The organism is Micromonospora sagamiensis, from assembly GCF_014680085.1.
In the GTDB taxonomy this organism is placed as follows: domain Bacteria; phylum Actinomycetota; class Actinomycetes; order Mycobacteriales; family Micromonosporaceae; genus Micromonospora; species Micromonospora inyonensis.
The window spans coordinates 6,896,230-6,915,251 of the sequence record NZ_AP023438.1 but is presented as its reverse complement, the minus strand read 5'-3'; the positions used below and the strand labels follow the sequence as shown (position 1 = coordinate 6,915,251).

15 protein-coding genes are annotated in these 19,022 nt (G+C 71.5%); 6 read left to right on the top strand and 9 right to left on the bottom strand.

The window, feature by feature from the left end; translation table 11 throughout:
* Positions 1–20 precede the first annotated feature (20 nt).
* Entirely contained in the window at positions 21–2,153 is a 2,133-nt protein-coding gene (locus IGA62_RS29440; protein WP_145817370.1) for an MMPL family transporter, read from the bottom strand.
* Between the two features lie 99 nt (positions 2,154–2,252).
* Positions 2,253–3,974 (bottom strand): class I adenylate-forming enzyme family protein, encoded by a 1,722-nt coding sequence (locus IGA62_RS29435; protein ID WP_145817372.1) that lies wholly within the window; start codon positions 3,972–3,974, stop codon positions 2,253–2,255.
* Between the two features lie 292 nt (positions 3,975–4,266).
* Here IGA62_RS29435 and IGA62_RS29430 point away from each other — a divergent pair, with 292 nt between their 5' ends.
* The 5 genes from IGA62_RS29430 (at position 4,267) to IGA62_RS29410 (ending at position 11,298) form a co-directional block, all read left to right on the top strand.
* A complete protein-coding gene (locus IGA62_RS29430) occupies positions 4,267–4,656 on the top strand; it encodes a hypothetical protein (protein ID WP_145817374.1) in 390 nt (129 codons plus the stop codon).
* A 96-nt stretch (positions 4,657–4,752) separates the two neighbouring features.
* Positions 4,753–6,294 carry a hypothetical protein gene (locus IGA62_RS29425; protein ID WP_145817376.1) on the top strand — a complete coding sequence of 514 codons (1,542 nt, stop codon included), beginning with the start codon at positions 4,753–4,755 and terminating at the stop codon, positions 6,292–6,294.
* 93 nt (positions 6,295–6,387) lie between these two features.
* Positions 6,388–8,259 carry a serine/threonine protein kinase gene (locus tag IGA62_RS29420; RefSeq protein WP_145817378.1) on the top strand — a complete coding sequence of 624 codons (1,872 nt, stop codon included), beginning with the start codon at positions 6,388–6,390 and terminating at the stop codon, positions 8,257–8,259.
* A gap of 22 nt (positions 8,260–8,281) precedes the next feature.
* Positions 8,282–10,657 (top strand): FHA domain-containing protein, encoded by a 2,376-nt coding sequence (locus IGA62_RS29415; RefSeq protein WP_145817380.1) that lies wholly within the window; start codon positions 8,282–8,284, stop codon positions 10,655–10,657.
* Positions 10,654–11,298 carry a hypothetical protein gene (locus tag IGA62_RS29410; RefSeq protein WP_145817382.1) on the top strand — a complete coding sequence of 215 codons (645 nt, stop codon included), beginning with the start codon at positions 10,654–10,656 and terminating at the stop codon, positions 11,296–11,298. Before IGA62_RS29415 ends, IGA62_RS29410 begins: the two co-directional genes overlap by 4 nt.
* A gap of 5 nt (positions 11,299–11,303) precedes the next feature.
* Here the strand turns inward: IGA62_RS29410 and IGA62_RS29405 are convergent, their stop codons facing one another.
* Both IGA62_RS29405 and IGA62_RS29400 read right to left on the bottom strand, forming a co-directional pair.
* Positions 11,304–11,891 carry an RDD family protein gene (locus tag IGA62_RS29405; RefSeq protein WP_198501153.1) on the bottom strand — a complete coding sequence of 196 codons (588 nt, stop codon included), beginning with the start codon at positions 11,889–11,891 and terminating at the stop codon, positions 11,304–11,306.
* Positions 11,892–12,010: 119 nt separating this feature from the next.
* The gene (locus tag IGA62_RS29400; protein ID WP_145817383.1) at positions 12,011–12,994 is read right to left on the bottom strand and encodes a GlxA family transcriptional regulator; all 984 of its coding nucleotides are present in this window, start codon (positions 12,992–12,994) and stop codon (positions 12,011–12,013) included.
* A 111-nt stretch (positions 12,995–13,105) separates the two neighbouring features.
* Here IGA62_RS29400 and IGA62_RS29395 point away from each other — a divergent pair, with 111 nt between their 5' ends.
* Complete coding sequence (locus tag IGA62_RS29395; RefSeq protein WP_186499811.1) at positions 13,106–14,041, top strand: NADP-dependent oxidoreductase; 936 nt, start codon at positions 13,106–13,108, stop codon at positions 14,039–14,041.
* Positions 14,042–14,070: 29 nt separating this feature from the next.
* Here the strand turns inward: IGA62_RS29395 and IGA62_RS29390 are convergent, their stop codons facing one another.
* From IGA62_RS29390 to IGA62_RS29370, 5 genes are all read right to left on the bottom strand, one after another.
* Complete coding sequence (locus IGA62_RS29390) at positions 14,071–14,895, bottom strand: peptidoglycan-binding domain-containing protein (protein WP_232624824.1); 825 nt, start codon at positions 14,893–14,895, stop codon at positions 14,071–14,073.
* Between the two features lie 86 nt (positions 14,896–14,981).
* Positions 14,982–15,761 (bottom strand): M23 family metallopeptidase, encoded by a 780-nt coding sequence (locus tag IGA62_RS29385; protein ID WP_232624823.1) that lies wholly within the window; start codon positions 15,759–15,761, stop codon positions 14,982–14,984.
* Between the two features lie 93 nt (positions 15,762–15,854).
* Positions 15,855–16,694, bottom strand: a complete 840-nt coding sequence (locus IGA62_RS29380; protein WP_145817387.1) for a carbohydrate ABC transporter permease — start codon at positions 16,692–16,694, stop codon at positions 15,855–15,857.
* The gene (locus IGA62_RS29375) at positions 16,687–17,655 is read right to left on the bottom strand and encodes a carbohydrate ABC transporter permease (RefSeq protein ID WP_145817389.1); all 969 of its coding nucleotides are present in this window, start codon (positions 17,653–17,655) and stop codon (positions 16,687–16,689) included. Before IGA62_RS29375 ends, IGA62_RS29380 begins: the two co-directional genes overlap by 8 nt.
* A 63-nt stretch (positions 17,656–17,718) precedes the next feature.
* Positions 17,719–19,017: an ABC transporter substrate-binding protein gene (locus IGA62_RS29370; protein WP_145817391.1), complete on the bottom strand. Its 1,299-nt coding sequence runs from the start codon at positions 19,015–19,017 to the stop codon at positions 17,719–17,721.
* Positions 19,018–19,022 lie beyond the last annotated feature (5 nt).

Genomic DNA, 19,022 nt, shown 5'->3' with positions numbered 1-19,022 from the left:
CGCCGGGCGGCGGAGCCCCCTCAGTCGACCGGGCCGCCCTCGCGGATTCCCCAGCGGTTGTAGAGCGGTCGCAGGGGCCCCGGCACCCACCAGTTGAGCCGGCCGAGCAGCCGCATGGTGGCGGGCATCAGCAGCGCCCGCACGATGGTGGCGTCGACGACGACGGCGATGGCCAGCCCGATGCCGATGATCTTCACGACCAGCACGCTCGACGTCGCGAACGACACGATCACCACCACCAGCAGCAGGGCCGCGCTGGTGATGATCCGACCGGAGCGTTGCAGGCCGACGGCGACCGCCTCGGTGTTGTCGCCGACCAGGTCGTAGTGCTCGCGGATGCGCGAGAGCAGGAACACCTCGTAGTCCATCGACAGCCCGAACGCGACGGCGAAGATCAGGATCGGTTGCACCACGTCGATGTTGCCGGTGGAGGTGAACCGCAGCAGCCCGTCCAGGTGGCCGTCCTGGAAGATCCACACCACCGCCCCGAACGCCGCGGTCAGGCTCAGCACGTTCATCAGGATCGCCTTGACCGGCAGCACCAGCGAGCCGAAGGAGAAGAACAGCAGCACGAACGTCGTCACCACGACCAGCAGTGCCATCCACGGCAGTCGCTCCGCGAGCATGTCCATCAGGTCGGCGAAGCCGGCGGCGTCGCCCCCGACCAGCACGGTGCCGCCGGACGGCGGTTCGACGGCGCGCACCGCGTCCACCACGTCCCGCCCGTGCGCGGAGATCGGCTCCCCGTCGAACTGCACGGTGACCCGCGCGGTGTCGCCGGACAGGCCGGTGACGTCCGCCTGTCGCACGTCGGGCAACGCGGTCACCCGGTCCAGGTAGGCGGCGAGTTCCGCCCGGCCGGCGGGCTCGGCCGTCGGACCGTCCAACGTGACGACGACGTCGATCGGCCGGGTGACGCTGTCCGGGAACGACCGTTCGAGGGCGTCCTGGACCTGCCGGCTCTCCGCCGAGACGGGGAGGACCCGGGTGTCCAGCCAGCCGTAGGAGATGCGCAGGAACGGCAGGCCGAGAAGCACCAGCACGGCGACGACCGCGCCGCCGACCAGTACCGGCCGGCGCATCACCGTCCGCGCGATCCGCGCCCACGTGCCGGCGTCCGGATCGGTGCCGGCCGCCCGGCGTCGGCGCTCCCGCAGACGGGGACCGAGCAGGGCGAGCATCGCCGCCATCACCGTCAACGAGAAGAACCCCGCCAGCAGGACCGCCGCGACCCCGCCGACGGCGATGGACCGCAGGAACACCTGCGGGAAGACGGCCAGGCTGGCCAGCGCGAGGGCGACGGTCACCGCGGACACGACGATCGTCCGGCCGGCGGTGACCATGGTGCGCCGTAACGCCTGCGGCACCGGATGACCCGCGCCGATCTCCTCCCGGAACCGGCTGACCATGAACAGGCTGTAGTCGACGGCCAGCCCGAGGCCGAGCAGGGTGACCACGTTGACGGCGAAGATCGAGATGTCGGTGAACTGCGCCAGCAGCCGGAGGCCGGCCAGTGAGCCCACGATCGCGAGCACCCCGACCAGCACCGGCAGCAGCGCCGCCAGCACGTTGCGGAAGATGAGGACCAGCAGCAGGAACAGGATCGGCAGGGCCAACGCCTCGGCCCGGGTCAGGTCCGCCTTGCTCTGGGTGTTGACGTCGTCGACAAGCGCCAGTGGCCCGCCGACCGTGACGTCCAGATCCGGACTGGTCAGATGGTCCCGGACGGCCAGGTAGTTGGTGAGGCGTTCGGTCTCGGTGGCACCGGCGATCTGCACCGCCGCGAACGTCTCCCGGCGGTCGGTGCTGACCAGGGCGGGCGCGGTGGTCCGCCAGTAGTCGGTCACGCCCTCGATCCGGTCCGCCGGGAGCCGGTCGAGCACCTGCCGGGCGGCATCACGGAACGCGGGATCCTCCACCGTCCAGCGGTCGCTGCCGAACAGCACGACGACGTCCGCGTCGTTGCGCCCGAGCCGGTCCCGTTCGACCTCCTCGGCCCGCGAACTCTCGCTCGCCGCGTAGGTGAAGCCACCGGCGGCCAGGTCGTCGAAGGCCTTGGCTCCCCAGGCGCCGGCCACGGCCAGGAAAACCACGGCACCGGCGATCACCCACCAGCGCGCCCGGTGCGCGAGCCGGCCGAGGGCGTCCAACATGGCAGTTTCCCTTCACTCGACCGAGGTGGTCCGCGCCGGCTGCGGCGCTGGCCCGATCGGGCCCGCGCCGCAGCCGGCGGGGTCAGCGAACGACGCCGGTCAGGTCCAGCGTCCGATGCCGATGGCGTCGGCGCCGGAGAGCAGCTTCTCCCGCAGTTCCACCCGACGGATCTTCCAGGTGCCGGTGCGGGGGAACTCGTCCCACCTGATCTGGATCGGCTCGGCCATCGGGGCGAGGTCGGCGACCGCGCGTGCCCAGTCGGCCGGGTCCAACGGGACGTCGTCCGTCGTGCTGACCACCGGGACCGGCAGGCCGCCGGCGACCGGGAGGACGATGACCTCGGTGGTGTAGTCGATCCGGTCGAGGATCAGGTCCTCGAACTCGATGGCGCTGCCGTTGGGGATCCGGTCGATCTCCCGGTCCACGATCCGGACGGCACCCCACTTGTTGATGATGCCGAGGTCGCCGGTGTTCCACCACCTGCCGTTGCACTTCAGGTCGTGCCGGTCCTGCTCACCGACGTAGGCGAGGCACCGTCCGGGCTGATCGATCTCGATCATGCCGACCTGTCCGCGCGGGACCTCCTGCCCGGTCTCCGGGTCCACCGCCCGCATCTTCGCGTGGAACGGGAGGGGCCAGCCGATCAGCTGGGTCGGCGGCGGCCGGTGCCCCCTGCGCCGCACCACGAACCGGAAGAACGGCCGGATGCAGAGCGCGCCGTTCTCGGTCTGGCTCCACGACTGGACCCAGATCGGGAACCGGCGCTTGGTGGCGGCCATGAAGGTCCGGATGGTGCGGGTGTGGATGGCGTCGAAGGAGTTCACGTACTCGCGGACGTTGCTGAACAGGCCGGCCGGGTCGCGGGCCAGCGGCTCCCAGGCGAGGTAGATGTTCGGCAGGGCCTCGACCAGCGTCGGCTTGTGCTCTGCCATCAGCTCCCGGACCCGGGGCGAGAGCGGGTCGGACATGTAGAGGACGCGCGGACCGACCGCGGCCATGGCCAGCTGCATCGTGGTGAGCCGCTCGTGGGTGTACGGGTCGCAGAACAGCACCGTGTCGCTGCGCCGCAGCCCGAACCGGGGCCAGCGTTCGGTCTCCACGATCGCCATCGAGTAGATCGACTCGGCGGAGTGCATGACGAGCTTCGGTACGCCGGTGGTGCCGGAGGTGTGGGTGATGACCACCGGCTCGGCGAACTCGCGCATGTTCGGCTGGACCGGCGGGGCATCCTTGAAGTCGTCCAGACGCAGGACGTCCGGCCGGTCCTCGACCGCGTCGACGCTGATCGTCCGGACGGTCAGGTTCGCCACCACCTCGGGGGTGATGCCGCACTTGTCGAGGTGCTTGCGGTCGGTCAGCAGGATCGGCCGCTCCAGCCGCTCCAGCATGGGGATCATCGCCTCGGGGCCGTAGGACCCGGAGAACATGCAGGGGATCGCGCCGATCCGGGCGGCGGCACACCCCAGGATGACGATGTCCAGGTGGTTCGCCTTGAGGATCGCCAACCGGTCCCACGGCCGGACGCCGGCCTTGTGCAGCCAGGCAGCGGCCCGGTCGACCAGCTCCGCCCACTGCGTGTAGGTGCGGGCCTCGGGGCCGTCGGGGTCGATGTCCGCCGGACGGTCGACGATGACCAGCTCGTCCGGGGCGGTCTGCGCCGCCACGTGCCAGGTCTCGCCCATCTTGGAGTGCTTCGGCACGCGCGAGAACGGGCTGAGCCGGCGGCGGTACCGGGTGGGGGTGAACTCGGTCAGGAACCGCGGGACGGGCCGCTGCGGCTCGACGTCGTCGGTGGCCGTCGTATCGGCGGGGGAAGCCACGAGCGGGTCCTCCGTTCTGGGGGGTCAGGGAGGTCGGCTGAGGATCGACGATCGTCGGCCGGAAGATGATCGTTCACCATATCGACATCGTCCTGGGTAGGCCATGTCTGGACGGATGACGATGCGTTCCCGATACGTCCGTCCTCCGGGCCGATCGACCAGTGTGCCGCGTCGGGGACGGCCGCGTGGCCCCGGTACCCGCCGCGTCGGGGCTTCCCCGGTCGGCATTTCTTTGCCAGGATTCGTGAGTCGGTAAAAAATTCCTACACGCATCCACTTGGGAGGACGAGCCATGCGTATCCGCAGTCTCGCCGGTGCCGTCGTACTCGCCGGGGGCCTCGTCGGCGCGGCGACACCGGCCGTGGCGGTCGCCGCGGCACCCGACCGGAGCACCGCGTGCTCGTTGACGGTCACCAACCTCTACTACTCGATCGGCATGCAGACCGCCTTCGCCAAGCTCTCCGGCGGCTGCACCGGCCCGATCGACATCGCCCTCGAGCGGGCGGTGACGCCCGCCGGCCCGTACCAGGAGGAGCCGGACGCGCTCTACTACCTCCAGCAGTCCGCCGACGGCACGGCGGCCACCGCCTACTTCACCGACCCCGCCGAACGCGGACACTGCCGCGCCAGGGCCAGCTCCGGCACGCTCGTCGCGTACTCCCCGAGCCCGGTCAGCTGCTGACGCGTCCGCCCGGCCGACGGGTGACGGCACCCGGGGCAGCAACCTGGACCGTCCGAAATAGGATCGAAACCGGTCGGGTCCGGGAGAGGAGTGTCGATGGGTCGGGCGATGCGGAAGAGTGCCCCGGTTCTCCTGCTCCTCCTGCTCGGCGCCGTGGCCTGGTACGCCTCGTACACCACCACCATCCTCGTGTGGGAGCTGCGTAAACTCCTGCCCTGGCTGGCGGCGGCAGCCCCGGCGGCGCTGCTCGTCGGGGCGCCGGCCCTGGTGCGGTCGCTCGTCCGCCGACGCCGCGGGGGCGGAGTCACCCCCGCGGCGGCCGGCGGGACCGTCGCTCTCGGCTGGCTGGCCGCCGTCGTCGGGCTGGCCCTGGGCGCGTTCTGGCTGGTCTACGGCGAGTACCTTCAGGACCGCGCGTACGTGACCACGATGCGGGTGGTGTCCGACCCGGTCCCGGAGTTGACCGCACGCGCGCCGTACCTGGTCGGCGAGGCGCAGGCCGCGCCCAACCTGGGCGACGTGACCGGCGAGATCAGCGACGTCAGTTACCTGCCCGACTCCGACCGGTTCGCCGTCCTGGTCGAGCGGCGGGGGTGGTTGACCGGTTACGAGGTCGGCCTGGTGCAGGAGGTGCCGCTCGGCGGCAACAGCCGGGCGCAGCAGCGGTGCCGGTTCGACGAGTCGGCGTCCGCGCGGATCGGCGGCTGGTTCACCCACAACCTGGGCCGCAAGATCTCGGCCGAGCGACGCGGGGTCCGGTTCTCCGGCGACGACGCGTACGTCTACTGCCGGGGCGACACCCCGGTCGTGGTGGTGCCGCTGAAGCGGCAGACCGGCATCCTGGTGGTGACGGAACGGCCGGCCGGTGTGGCGCTGTACGACGGCGGGACCGGGGCGGTCACGATCTCCGACGACCCGACGAAGGTGCCCGGACCGGCCTACCCGATCAGCCTGGCCGCCCGGCAGCGGGAGGGCACCACCGCCGTCGGCGGGTTCGCCGACTGGTGGTTCGAGCGCAGCGGCTGGGACGCCTCCGAGGACGGTGCCAACGAGGGAAACGAGTCGGAGTTCACCCTGCGTTACCGTGACGGCAGTGGACGCAGCGCGTACGTCACCCCGCTCACCCCGCAGGGCGAGGCCAGTTCGGTGGTGGCGGTGTCGGTGGTGCCGACCCGGCACTCCGGCGGCGGTCTCGCGCCGTTGACCGTGCACCGGCTCAGCCCGACCTGGTCGTCGCCGCAGGCGATCGCCGCCCTGATCAAGGCCGAGTACCGGGACGTCTGCTGCTGGAACGACGACCGGGTGTTCGAGGTGGTGCCGACCGGCGGTAGCACGTGGACCGCCACGCTCGGCAGCGAGCAGAGCATCCGGTACCGAGTGGAGGGACGGGGCCAGATCAACGGCCGGGAGGCGACCTGCCTGAAGAACGCGGAGGGCGTCCTGGTCCGGTGCGCGTACGCCGCTCCCGGCTCACCCGAGGAACAGGAACTGCAACGCCGGGAGCAGCAGAAGCAGCAGGAGCAGGCGACGAACGGCGGCACCGGCGCGGAGGACCTGACCCGGTACACCGACGAGCAGTTGGCGGAACTGAACCGGCGGCTCTCCGAGGAGATCAACCGCCGCCTCAAGGAGCAGTAGCGACCGGTTCGGACGCCGGTGGTCGTGGGTGGACGGTGCCGAAGGCTGACGATACGAGCACGTTTTTGTCTTCGTCGGTGCGACGCTGGCAGGATGCTCGTCGTGTCGGATGGGCAGTACAACCACGTGGGACCGCCGGACGCGCCGGACCGGTATGAGCTGATCGAGCGGCGGGCCGCTGGCGGCGAGGGCGAGGTCTGGCGGGCTCGCGAGCGCCACGGGGACGTCTCGTTCTCGTACGCGGTGAAGATCCTCCGGGTACCCGCGGAGGACCGGACCGACCGCGGCCTGGAGGGGCTCCGGCTCCAGGCGGCGCTGGCCACCCAACTCGAACATCCGGCGCTGGTGAAGGTCAAGGAGGTCTTCGTCGGCTCGTCGCCGCATCCGGCGGGAGAGACCACCACGGACACCACGCCGCGACTGTACTTCGTGATGAAGTGGATCGAAGGCCGCAGCCTCCAGGAGATGCTGGAGAGCGGCGAGGTACGTGGGCTGGACATCCTCCGCCCGCTCGCACCGATCGCCGCGGCGATCGACTATCTGCACAGTGGCCAGGAAACCGACGGCATCCCGGTCCTGCACCGGGACATCAAACCGGCCAACATCCTGGTCTCCGGCAGCGGGCGGGCCTACCTCGTCGACTTCGGCCTGGTCCGGCTGCGCAGCACCAGCGGTACCGCCCGGGTGTACGGCACGGCGCCGTTCATGGCGCCGGAGTCCCTGGCCCGGGGCGAGTACACCCCGGCCACGGACCGCTACGCCCTCGGCGCGACCGTCTACTACGCGGTGGCCGGCGAGATGCCGGTGCCCGGCGACATCGACGGCATGACCCGACGGCTCAGCGCGGTGCTCGGCCCAGGGCAGGACCGGGTGGTCCGCGGGATCCTGTCGATGGTCGCGGTGACCGCCGAGCGTCGGCCGGCCGCCGCAGCGGCCTGGGTCGACGCACTGCGCACCGCACCGCCGGAGACCTCGGTCGGCGGGGCACCGCAGCAGTCTCCGCCGCCGGTCCCCGGGCCGCCGAACCACGCGCTGCCGCCGACCTCCGGACCGCCCGGTCACCCCTTGCCGTCGGGCTCTGCGCTGCCGCCCACCTCCGGACCGCCCGGTTATCCCATGCCGTCGGGCTCTGCGCTGCCGCCGACCTCCGCACCACCCGGCGCTCCGTCGTCGGCCCATCCGCTGCCGCCCGGCGCATGGCTGTCCGGGAGGCCGGGGCCGTCGCACTACCCGCTGCCGCCCGGTTCGGTGCCCGCCGGCTTTCCCGGGGCACCCGGCCAGCCCCGGAAGAAGTCCAGGGTCCCGATGGTCATCGGCATCGTGGCGGCGCTCCTCCTCGTCGCCTGCTGCGTACCGTCGGTGTGGAACCTCGCCCGGGGCGAACTGCCCGGCGGCCTCGCGGCGAGTCCGACGCCCAGCATCGACCGCGCCTCCCCGCCGCCGGAGGTGACCACGCTGGAGCCGGTGTTGCTGTCGGTGGCCGACGTCGTGTCCGCGATGAAGCTGGAGGGCCGTGACTCGGTCAAGTCGAGTTCCTCGAACGACGCGCTGCACAACGGGCTGGCCAAGCTCGCGCTCTGTTCGGACGGCAACGTCCGTGGTGATGCCATCGGGGCGCACAGCAGCAACGGCTTCTGGGTGGCCACCGGCCAGTACCCGTACCTCGGTTCGGCGGTCGCCGGCTTCTACGGCACCGCGGCCGACCCGTTCCTCGATGCCGTCCGTACGGCGGCCGAGCGGTGTGGGTGGCGGCCGTTCACGGTGCCCAAGCTGGGGCAGGAGTCCTTCGGGATCTACGTCAGCGGCTCCAGCGGCGTCTACGCGATGATTTTCGTCCGGTCGGGCCAGGTGCTCTTCCAGGTCGCGATCCAGAACGACTACGTCGGTGGCCGCTACCAGAGCGACCTGATCAAGATGGCCACGTCGATGGCCAAGCGACTGCCGAAACCCAGAGCGGGCAAGTGACCGCCTCCGGACCGGTGACCGCGTGAGCGGCACGTTGCTGGTCGGCGTACCCGGCGAGGGCGGGGAACGTCGGGTCACGGCGGCCGGCGGGCCGTTGCGCATCGGCCGTGATCCGCTCTGTTCCATCGTCCTGGACGACTCGCGTGCCTCCCGCGAGCACCTGGAGCTCACCTACCGGACCGGACGGTGGCACCTGCGTGACCTCGCCAGCCGCAACGGCACGTTCGTCGACGGGCGTCAGGTGCACGAGCTGGAGATAACAACCGCCTGCGCGGTGCGGCTCGGCGACGCGGTCGACGGTCCGGTGCTCACCTTCCGCCCGGACGGGGCTCCCGCCGCCCCACCGACGGGGACCGGCTCGGTCCAGCCGGGCCCGTCGACCCAGGTGCGGCCGAGCGGACCCGGACCCGGCGCCGAGCCACCACCCGGCGGGCGGTTCGCGGCGGGCCGGGTTCCGTCGGCCAGCTACCGGGCCGCGGATCGGGTCCGGATCGGGCGGGCGCCGGACAACGACATCGTCCTCGACGACCTGCTGGTGTCCCGCCACCACGCCGACCTCGTCCGGGACGGTGCCGGATTCCGCGTCATCGACCTCGGTACGCGCAACGGCACGTACGTCAACGGGCGGCAGGTCGAGCAGGCGGCACTGTCCGGCGGGGACCTCCTCTCGTTCGGGCACCACCAGATGGTGTTCGACGGTGCCGTCCTGCACGACTACGTCGACGCCGGCCGGGTGTCGCTGCGCGCCGAAGGACTCTGCGTCACCGTCGGCGGGCGGACGCTGCTGGCGGACGTCTCGTTCGAGCTGGACGAGTGCAGCCTGCTCGCGGTGGTCGGCCCGAGCGGTGCCGGCAAGTCGACGCTGCTGGGGGCGCTGACCGGCAACCGCCCGGCGCAGTCGGGCACGGTGCGCTACCAGGACCGCGACCTCTACGCCGAGTACGCCGACCTGCGGCACCGCATCGGCCTGGTGCCGCAGGACGACATCCTGCACCGTCAGCTGACCGTACGCCGGGCGTTGCGCTACGCCGCCGGACTGCGCTTCGGTGCCGATGTGACCCCTGCGGAGCGGGACCGGCGCATCGACGAGGTGCTCGGCCAGCTCGCCCTCACCGCGCACGCCGACCAGCGCATCGACACGCTCTCCGGCGGCCAGCGCAAGCGCACCTCGGTGGCGCTGGAACTGCTCACCGAGCCGTCGCTGCTCTTCCTCGACGAGCCGACCTCGGGGCTGGACCCGGCGCTGGACCGCGACGTGATGCACGGTCTGCGCGAGCTGGCCGACCGCGGCCGTACCGTCGTGGTGGTGACGCACAGCCCGTTGCACCTCAACGTGTGCGACCGGGTGCTGGTACTCGCCCGTGGTGGCAAGGTCGCCTACTTCGGCCCGCCGGAGGAACTGCTCGACTTCTTCGGTGCGGCCGAGTACGCCGACGTGTTCACCGCGGTCGCCGCCGAGCCGGACGTCTGGGCCGCCCGGTTCGCGGCCACCCGTCCGCAGGCATTGGCCGCGCCGGGCGCCGAGCGGGCGGTGGCCGCCGCCGCGCCGCCGCGCCAGGGCTGGTGGCGGCAGATGGCGATCGTCTCCCGGCGCACGGTCGCCGTCACCCTCGCCGACCGGTTGTACGCGGCGCTCTCCCTCGGCCTGCCGGTGGGACTCGCCGCCCTGCTGCACGTGGTCCCCGGTGCCGACGGTCTCGGGCTGCCCGCACAACCACCCGGGCGCAGTACCGAGGCGGCCGAACTGCTGGTCATCCTGATCACCGGTGCGATCTTCATCGGGCTGGCCGGCGGCATCCGGGAGTTCGTCGGGGAGGGCGCCATCTACCGTCGGGAACGGGCGGTGGGTATGGCACCCGGCGCCTACCTGAGCGCGAAGCTGATCGTCTTCGCCGTGCTGAACGCGTTCCAGGCGGCACTGTTCGTCCTGCTCGGCCTCTTCGGTCGGCCGGCTCCCCGCGAGGCGCTCGTGCTGGGCGTGCCGCTGGTCGAGTTGATCGTGGTGGTCTGGTTGACCACGCTGGCCGCCACCGCGCTGGGGCTGCTGGTCAGCGTGTACGTGTCCACCAGCGAGCAGACGATGCCGGTGCTGGTCGGGCTCGTGATGGCGCAGCTCGTGCTCTGCGGCGGACTGTTCGACGTGGTGGGCCGCGCCGGCATCGAACAGCTCTCCTGGCTGGCCCCGGCCCGTTGGGGTTACGCTGCCGCCGCGTCCACGGTGGATCTGCGCGCCATTATGCTGAAGCCCGCGCCGGATGCGCTCTGGGCGCACACCACCGGCGCCTGGAACTGGGCGATGGTCGTCCTGGCCGGTCAGACCGTACTGCTGAGCGGGGCGGTGCGGTGGGCGCTGCGCCGCCACGAGCCCGCACTGGAGAGCCGGAGGAAGCGCACGTGAACCGCCGCAACGATTCGGCCGCCGCCTTCGAAGCCGTGCTGCGCGACGGCTGGAGCAGTGCCTGCCAGCTGTACGAGCACCTGTCGCGTGGTGGTCAGCTGGTCGCCCTCCCGCCCACCGGGCTGCGGCTGGGCCACGACGAGACGATCTTCAGCGACACGGTGCTGGGGTACGCACGCTTCTACGGCACCGTCGTGCAGTACCGGGAGAGCAGCCACCTCTGGTTCGGCTCGACCGGCTTCGTGCTCGCCGGCATGGCCGGTGACGCGATCAGCAACGCCAGCGCCCGCAGCCGTGCCCAGGCGATGGCGGCGGCGCAGTGGCGGGACCAGGCGCAGGTGCGGATGATCCTGACCAACCAGCGGCTGCTCGGGGACTACCAGGGCAATCTGCTGAGCTTCTGGCACAACGGTGTGGTGGAGTTCACCGCCGACCTGACCCAGTGGTCGTTCATCCTCCGTTACGAGGAGGGCAACCCGCTGATGCTGCACGGCCCGGCGGCGCCGTGGTACGCGGTCGCGGTCGCCTGGCTGGTCTTCGGCCCGCAGTTTATGCACCTGCCGGCGCTCGCACCGATCAGCGCAGCGGTCGCGCAGCGCTCCAGCGCCATCACCGGCGAGGTCGTGCCCGAGCGGCCCTGACCGGCTCAGGCGGACGCGCGGCGCGGAGCCGGGCTGGCCGCCCTCGGGTCGGGAACGGGCGCCCAGCCCCGCGCGAGGCCGGACCGGAGGTCGATGGCGACGTACCGGGTGTCGAAGCTGTCCCCACCGCTGCCCTCGAAGGCGGCGGCGACCACCAGCACCAGGTACAGGGGTGCGAAGGACCAGCAGAACGCCCGCCACCCGCCCCGCCAGGCGCCGGAGCGCCGCCCGTTGGCGATCCGGACGGAGCGCATGCCGGAGGCGACATCCCCGATGCTGCCGACCGAGCCCCAGACCATGCCGTACGCGAAGAGGACCACGAACCAGACTGCGGCCAGGACGGCGACGTACACGCCGGTGCTGGAGGACATGGCGATGGACAGCTGGCCGAGCGCGAGATCCTGCTGGGCCACGTGGACCACGCCCATCAGGACGCCGGCCACGACCATCACCACGAGCGCGTCCAGGGTCCGGCCCCAGAAGTGCGGCCAGCCGGCCTTGGCGACGTAGTAGGCCCCGGTCTCCGGGTGCCGGCGGACCGGCCGACCGTTCGTGACGTCGACCAGCCCGGTCGGGGATGGGGAGCGGCTCATGGTGTCCTTCCGGTCGGTTCGGCAGCGGTGACCTGGACCTGGACGGTACAAGGGCGGTGCCCACCCACGGCAAGTCCGGCCCGGGGCGCGGTGCCGGTCCGGCGACCTGGGGAAGTCGATCAGCGCGGCACGGCGGTGGGCGCGGGACGGTCGGCGCGGAAGGTGTGGCGGTAGGTCATCGGTGGCACGCCGATCGCGGCGGTCAGGTGCTGGCGCAGCGAAGCGGCGGTGCCGAACCCCGCCTCGCTGGCGACGCGGTCCACCGGGAGGTCGGTCGACTCCAGCAGTCGGCGGGCGTGTGCGACACGTTGCTGGGTCAACCACTGGCCGGGGGTCATCCCGACCTCGTCCCGGAAGCGCCGGGAGAACGTGCGCACACTCATCCGCGCGTGGCCGGCCAGTTCGGCCAGGGAGAGTGGCCGGTCGAGCCGGCCGAGCGCCCAGTCGCGGGTCGCCGCCGTGGTGGTCGTCGAGGGCCCGGGTACCGGACGTTCGATGAACTGCGCCTGGCCGCCCTCGCGCCAGGGCGGGACGACGCAGAGGCGGGCCACCCGGTTGGCGACCTCGCTGCCGTGGTCGCGACGCACGAGGTGCATGCACAGGTCGACGCCGGCGGCCACCCCCGCCGCGGTGAGGACGTCCCCGTCGTCGACGAACAGCACGTCCGGGTCGACCCTGACCTGCGGGAACATCCGCTGGAAACGATCGGCCTCGTTCCAGTGGGTGGTCGCCGCGCGACCGTCGAGCAGGCCGGCGGCGGCGAGCACGTACGACGCGGTGCAGATCGACACGATCCGCGCGCCCGGTCGGAGACGGGTGAGCGCCCCGGCCAGCTCGTCGGGGAGCCGGTCCCGGTCCTCGGTCGGGCCGCAGGCGAACGGCGGGAGCACCAGGGTGTCGGCTGTCTCGACGGCCTCGACCCCGTGGCGTACCGCGACGGCGAAGTCGGCGCTGGTCCGGACCGGGGCGCCGTCGAGGCTGCACGTCACCACCTCGTAGAGCGGGTCGCCCCCGGCGTCCGTCGCGGTGCCGAAGATCCGGACCGGGATGCTCAGTTCGAACGGGTAGACACCGTCGAGGGCGAGGACGACGACACGATGCATGGCCAGATCCTTTCACATGTTGGCGATCTGGCCACTCGTGGGGCGGTCACGCCTCCCGCAGTGTTGGTGGTGCGTCAATCGCCGACCGTACGGGAGCAACAGGAAATGATCATGCGCGCTGTCAGCCAGGACTCGCTCGGTGGACCCGAGGTGTTGAAGGTGGTCGAGGTGGACCGCCCGGAACCCGGGATCTCGGAGGTCCTCGTCCGGGTCCACGCGGCCGGCGTCAACCCGACCGACTGGTGGCACCGGGCCACCGGTGGTCTGCTGGGCGACACACCGGTCCGGCTCGGATGGGACGTGTCCGGCGTGGTCGAGGAGGTCGGACTCGGCGTGACCATGTTCGCGCCGGGCGACGAGGTGTTCGGCATGCCGCGGCTACCCCGACCGGCGGGCGCGTACGCGGAGTACGTCACCTCCCCGGCCCGGCATCTCGCCCGCAAGCCGGCCGCGCTCTCCCACGTGGAGGCCGCCGCGCTGCCGGTGGCGGCGCTCACCGCGTACCAGTCGCTGGTCGACACCGCCCGGGTGCGCCCCGGCCAGCGGGTGCTGGTCCACGCCGCGGCGGGCGGCGTCGGCCACCTCGCCGTCCAGATCGCCAAGGCACACGGCGCGTACGTCATCGGTACGGCCCGCGCGGCCAAGCACGCCTTCGTGCGCGGCCTCGGCGCCGACGAGGTCGTCGACTACACGCAGGTCGACTTCGCGTCGGCGGTGAGCGACATCGACATCGTGATCGACACCATCGGGGGCGACTACGGGCCGCGCTCACTGCGGACCCTGCGCCCCGGCGGCATCGTGGTGTCGCTCACCTCACCGGCGGAGGCCTACCTGGCGGCGGAGGCGCGCGAGCGTGGCCTCCGGGCCGGCTTCACGATCGTCGAACCCGACCACGCGGGGATGAAGGCGGTCGCGGCGCTCGTCGAAGCCGGGCAGCTGCGCCCCGAGGTCGACGTGGTGCTGCCGCTCGACCAGGTGGCCCGGGCTCACGAGATCGGCGAGACCGGACGTACGACCGGAAAGATCGTCCTCGCCGTCGTCGGCTGACCGGGGTCGGCGACGGGCTCGACCGCCGTTCAGAGGGTTCGTTGGTACTCCTCCCAGGTCCGCTTCGGGCTGACCGCGGGCCCGTCGTCGGGGGCGCGGTTGGCGAGCCCGTTGAGCCCGAGGTAGTAGTCCCCGGCCTGGTGCTGGGCCGGCGCGGACTGGTCGGTGTCGGCGAGCGCGACGGCGTGGATGTGGTACGGCCAGTCCCCCTGGGACGGGGTGCGGAGCCAGGCGGCGAAGCCGACCAGGCGGAGGCGCTGCACGACCGTGGTGCGGTAGGTCGTCGTCATGCCGCTCACCGACAGGTCGAGCACTCCGCCACCGTCGTGGGTGCCGGCGGAGGTCGAGTTACCGGAGGTGTAGGAGCCCTGGGTGATGACCAGTTGGGCGCCGAGAAGCCGCTCCGCCTCCAGCAGCATCGCCCTGGTGCGGGTGTTCACGCTCACGCCCCGGAAGGCGACGACACTGCCCGGGGAGAGGGTCTGGACGACGGTGAAGCGCTGCTCGCCGAGCAGCCGCAGGGAGGTGATCCCGGGCAGGCCGGTGGCGTCGAGTCCGGAGTACCCCAGGGAGCGCTGGTAGGCGGCGTAGGCGGCCACGGTGCTGGTGCCGAAGTGCCCGTCCACGTAGGTGCTGGCGAGCAGGCCACGGGCCTGCAACGCGCGTTCCACCAGCAGCACGCTGTCCTTGCTGCCGGTGGTGATGGCGCTGTCCGCGCGCCGGGGATCGATCTGCGCGGCCTTGATCAGCGCCTCCATGTTGACCTGGGGCAGGACCGCGGCGGCCGGTCGCCCGACGGTGACCGCGGCCGTCGCGGCAGCGGCGGTGACGAGCAGGCGTCTTCTGTTCAGCAAGACCACTCCAGATTTCGGGGACGCGATGGTGGGCCGGACGGGTGCCGGTGGGTCGGCCGGTTGCCGGCCGACCCACCGGCGGTGGACTAGCAGCGGGGCACGCCCGGGATGAACCCGTCGTAGCCGGTGTGGACGTAGGCGTCGGCGATGTACCGACCGGAGCCGATCCGGTCCCAGATGTTGCTGGTGCCGTAGGTGCCGGTGACGGTGGTGCCGGTGGTCTGGCAGTAGATGGTGACCCGGGTGCCGTCGGCGACCGTGCCGACGGCGCTGTAGCCGGTGCCGGGGCCCGAGCGGACGGTCAGCGCGGTGCCGCTGGTGTTGACCGTGCCCGAGCCGGCGCCGCTGGAGCAGCCGTTGTCACTGGTGTAGGTCTTGGTGCCCCAGTACAGCGCGAGCGCGCCGTTGAACCGGACCTGGATGTCGTTGCCGTTGAGGCGCTGCTCGTAGTGCAGGTGCGGGCCGGTCGAGCCGCCGGTGCTGCCGACGTAGCCGATGACCTTCCCGTAACCCACGCTCTGTCCCACCGAGACGTTGAAGCCGTTGAGGTGGGCGTAGTAGGTGGTGTACCCGCTGCCGTGGTTGATCCGCACGTACTTGCCGTAGCTGGTGCCGCCGAGGTCGGTCACCACGTCGACGGTGCCGGGCGCGCTCGCCACGACCGGGTCGCCGAGGTCGTCGGTGCGGTTGAAGTCGACGGCGTAGGCCGGGCTGTGATCGGTCCTGGTCTGCCCCGACCAGGACTGCCCGCACGGGAACGGAACCTTGAACGTCGGAGCGGCCATCGCCGCGGACGCCGGCACGACCACGGCAGCGGTGGCGGCGAGCAGCGTAGCCGCCGCCATTCGGAGCAGACGGGTGACCATCGCACCTCCAGGGGCAATAAGTTTCAATGTGTCGATGAATGGTGGCAGAAATCTAGAGCCAGGGGAAGACTCGACGATCGCTCGGCGGGCGCCTCACTTGACCGCGCCGGCGGTGAGGCCGGCGACGAAGTAGCGCTGCAACGCCAGGAAGCCGGCGACGACCGGGACGCTGACCACCAGCGAGGCCGCCATGACCTGGTTCCAGTAGACGTTGAACTGGGTGGAGTAGCCCTGTAGGCCGACGGCGAGGGTGCGGCTGGACTCGTCGGTCATCACCGAGGCGAAGAGCACCTCGCCCCAGGCGGTCATGAACGCGTAGACGGTCACCGCGACCACGCCGGGCACCGCCGCCGGCAGGACCACCTGGAACAGGGTGCGCAGCGGCCCGGCCCCGTCGACCTGCGCGGCCTCGTCCAGTTCGCGCGGGATGGAGTCGAAGTAGCCGACCAGCATCCAGATCGAGAACGGCAGCGAGAAGGTGAGGTAGGTGACGATCAGGCCGGTCCGGCTGGAGTGGAGCTGGATGCCGGTGGCGTTGCCCAGGTTGACGTAGATCAGGAAGAGCGGCAGCAGGAAAAGGATGCCGGGGAACATCTGCGTGGAGAGCACGGTCACCGAGAACAGCCCCCGGCCGCGGAACCGGTAGCGGCTGACCGCGAACGCCGCGAAGATCGCCACGGTGACCGAGAAGACCGCCGCCACCGAGGAGACGACCAGGCTGTTGACCAGGTAGCGACCCAGCGGCACGGTCGACCACATGTCCACGAACGCCTGCAACGTGGGGCGGCGGGGCCACCAGGTGAACGCGTTCTGCACGTCCCGCAACGGCTTGACCGCCGAGCTGGCCATCACGTAGAGCGGGACGAGCACGAAGACCGCGAGCAGGGTAAGCACGACCCGGCGGGACCAGCGTTCGGCGGTGGTCTCACGCATCGTTCCTCCGGCGGTTGGTGAGCAGCAGGTACCCGGCGGTGACCACGAGGAGGAACAACAGCAGCGCCACCGACATCGCCGAGCCGGAGCCGAAGTCCCAGGTCTTGAAGGAACTGCGGTAGATGTGGATCGAGATCAGGTCGGCCTGCTCGGGTGCGGAACCGCCGAAGAGCACGTACGGCGTGTTGAAGTCGTTGAAGGTCCACAGGAACAGCACCAGCAGCAGGACCAGGTTGACCGGGCGCAGCATCGGCAGGGTGACCGACCCCAGCCGTCGCCAGAAACCCGCGCCGTCCATCGCGGCGGCCTCGTAGAGGTCGCCGGGGATGTTCTGCAGACCCGCCATGACGCACAGGAAGGCGAACGGCCAGGACCGCCAGACCGACACGACCAGCAGGGCGCCGAAGCTGTTGTCGCCGATCAGCCAGAACGGCCGGTCGTCGACCAGGTGCAGCTGGTCGACGAGGACGTGGTTGAGCAGGCCGGTGTCGCGCTGGAACAGGAAGCTCCAGGTGATCACGGCGGTGTAGACCGGCAGGGCGTACGGGGTGAGGAAGAGCGCGCGCAGCAGGCCCCGGCCGCGGAACGGACGTTGCAGCAGCACGGCGGCGGTCGTGCCGAGCACCCAGGAGAGTCCGACCGAGGCGACCGTGTAGAGCACGGTCGTCCGGAACGAGCGCAGCAGTTCGGCCCCGGCGGCGGAGTCGACGTCGAGCGCCAGACGGTAGTTCTCCAGGCCCGCGAAGGGGGCGGTGGACCAGTTGCGGATGTGGAACTGGGTCAGTTCCAGCAGGCTCATCCCGGCGCCGACCAGCATCGGTACGACGTGGATCGCCAGCTCGAGCACGATGGCCGGGGCGAGCAGCAGGTACGGCAGGAGCGGCCGGCGGGACCGCCGGGCGCGGTCCGTGCCGGCCCGGGGCGACCGGGTGGCGCCCCGCCGGGTGGTCGTGGTTGCCATCGGGGTCCTCTCGCGGGGCGGCCGTGGGAGTGGGTGGTCCTCCCACGGCCACCGACCGGCGGGTCAGCGCATCTGCTGCTGGGCCTTGCCGAGCTTCTGCCGGACGCTGTCCTCGGTGACCGGTCGACCGCTGGCCGCGTCGGCGAAGAGTTCCTTGATGGCGGTGCCGACGAGGGTCTCGAACGTGCTCTCCTGGGGCACCTGCGGCAGCGGGGCCGCGGTGGTGGCGAGGGTCTCCCGGAGCACCTTCTGTTCCGGAGCCCCGAACGCGGGGTCGCCGGCGACGGTGGTCACCGACGGCAGCGAGCCGTACGCCTTGTTGAGCGTCACCTGTTCGGCGTCGCTGGTCATGAACTTCACGAACTGGAGGGCGGCGTCGGTGTTCTTCGAGTGCTTGAAGACGGCCATGTTGATCCCGGCGACCATGCTGTTGACCTTCCGGCCACCGGCGGGCGGGTTGGCCGGGAACGGCACCGGTGCGACGCCGTAGGCGTCGGCGGGCATGTTCTGCGACGCCAGGTTCGCCCCGGCGGCCTGCCAGAGCAGCATCGCCGCCCGGCCGTTGGCGAAGTCGGAGACCGACTGGTTCTGGGCGTACTCGGCGTTGCTCGGGTTGACGATCCGGTCGGTGGCCATCAGGTCGACGTAGCGCTTGACCGCGGCGACGTTCTGCGGGGTGTCGAAGGTGGGTTTGCCGGCGTCGTCGAACCAGGCGCCGCCGTACTGCTGGCTGAACGTGAAGGCGTGGTGGGCGTTCTCCGAGGGGTTGGCGCCCTCGACGGCGAGACCCCACCGGCCGCCGCCGGTGAGTTTCCGGCCGACCTCGGCCACCTGTTCCCAGGTGGTCGGCGGGGCGGTGATGCCGGCGTCGGCGAACGCCTTCTTGTTGTAGTACAGCGCGTAGGCGAGGCTGTAGAGCGGCACCGCGGCCGGCGGCCTGCCGGGGGCGCCGGCGGCGGCGAGCGCGGCCGGCACGAACCGGTCCCGGCCGCCGACCTTGGCGAGGGTGGCGTCGTCGAACTCGACCAGGGCTCCGGTCGCCTGGAGGGACGCCGACCAGGTGTTGCCGATGTTCACCACGTCGGGGCCCTGCCCGGAGGTGGCGGCGGTGAGCAGCCGGTTGAGCAGGTCCGACCAGGGCACGACCTCGACGGTGACCCTGATGCCGGTCTGCTGCGCGAACCTGTCCAGCTCCGGCTGGAGGATCTGCTTGTCGGCCTCCAGGCTGCCGCCCTGGTTGCTGGCCCAGTAGGTGAGGGTCCGGCCGGATCCGCCGGACGGGTCGTCCGAGCCGCCGCAGGCGGTCAGTGAGGCGGCCGCGAGGACGGCGGCGGCGAGTATCGCGAGGGGTCGTCTCGACACGATCG